The sequence below is a fragment of the Polynucleobacter sp. 35-46-11 genome (genome assembly GCF_002281105.1).
The window spans coordinates 1-1,502 of record NZ_NCFJ01000765.1 but is presented as its reverse complement, the minus strand read 5'-3'; the positions used below and the strand labels follow the sequence as shown (position 1 = coordinate 1,502).

At 47.1% G+C, this 1,502-nt stretch carries 2 protein-coding genes; both read right to left on the bottom strand.

Going from position 1 to position 1,502, the window contains the following annotated elements; genetic code table 11:
- The coding region (locus tag B7Y67_RS19420; RefSeq protein ID WP_293600035.1) for a chromate transporter at nucleotides 1-308 on the bottom strand (308 nt) is incomplete at its 3' end.
- A gap of 7 nt (nucleotides 309-315) precedes the next feature.
- Nucleotides 316-1,296, bottom strand: coding sequence for a D-2-hydroxyacid dehydrogenase family protein (locus tag B7Y67_RS19415; RefSeq protein ID WP_293600034.1), 981 nt, complete (start codon nucleotides 1,294-1,296; stop codon nucleotides 316-318).
- Nucleotides 1,297-1,502 lie beyond the last annotated feature (206 nt).

Sequence of the window (1,502 nt, the reverse complement as noted above, 5' to 3'; positions counted from 1 at the left end):
TAATTATAGTGTGTATACAAGAGCGCCAGCAAAATAACGATACAAATTGGCCCCAATGTCAGGCCTGCAACTGCTGCAAAAGCGCCCTTGGCACCACCAAAGCGTGAGCCAATGCACACTGCTAGGTTAACAATATTGGGGCCGGGAACAATTTGGCAGATACCTAGGATGGAGCTGAACTCTTCAGACGTCAGAATTTTGTCTTGCTCAACTAGTGTGCGTCGCGCCCATGGCAGGACACCACCAAAACCAGACATGCCGATTTTGCTGAAGCTGATAAATAATTCTGTCGGAGTCAGTGTCTTCAAAGAATGATTAAGGTTCAAATGGATGCGGTAGTGGCTTTTGCTCGAGCCATGCCTCCAAGGTATCGATAATTCCTTTGGAGAACATTGTAAAAACAGGCTCAGCCACAAATCCTAGGTGGGGCGTAGTGAGTAATTTGGGCGTGTTTCTCAGGGCATCATTTGTGGGCAGTGGTTCCATGTCAAATACATCAATCGCAGCTTGACCAGGCCGACCAGCAGCTAGTGCATCTTGCAGGGCCTTTGTATCAATGAGGGCTGAGCGTGAGGTGTTCACGAGCAGCGCGTCAGACCGCATCATCGCCAATTCTTCAGCGCCAAGTAAGCCCTTCGTTTTTGGTCCAGCTACGAGATGCAGGCTAACAACCTTGGATGTTTTCAGAAGCTCTTCTAGGCTGACGGACTTGGCATTATGGGCTGCTGCGCGTTCAGTTGTCATATTGGGACTCCAAGCGACAATCTCCATCCCAAAGGCTTGACCCACTTTGGCAACAGCACTACCAATTGAGCCTAAACCAATCATTCCAAGACGCTCGCCAGACAATATTGGGAGAACAGAGAGTTCATCGCGCCAGCCACCTGTGTCAGAGTGCAATAAGCTATTTTGGCGCACTAAGTGTTTTGAAGCACCCAGAATTAAAGCCCAAGTTAGCTCGGTGGTAGTTTCTTTGGATGGCCCTCCTGGTGTGCAGGCAATCGGAATATTGCGTGATATCAAGGCAGACTTATCTAGAGTGCCGTTACGCTTGCCCGTAAAGAGGAATAGCTTCAGCTTTGGAAGGCGCGCAATTAATGCTTCGTTAAAAGGGATGCGATCCCTCACCAGCACAATCACATCCGCATCTTTAACTGCTTCATATAGGGCTTCATCATGAAGTGGTTCATGGTGAATGGCGATATGGCAGTGCTTGTCTACTTTGCTCCAATTGGAGAAGCGACGAAGGGCGCGCTCATAGTCACCAAGAATGACAACGTTAGGTAAATTGGCCATGTCTCTAGAATCGTTATTAATTATGCTGTTTGAGTTTACTATCTATCTTTATTGATTTTGATAAAGGAATACCCATGATTTTGGAACACTGCGATATAGAAATTGATCCTAGCAAGTCTACCGAGTTTGAGGAGGCCATTTTGCGCGGTGTGAACACTGTGATTGCTAAGGCTAAGGGTTTTCAAGGATTTAAGGTAAATCGCACT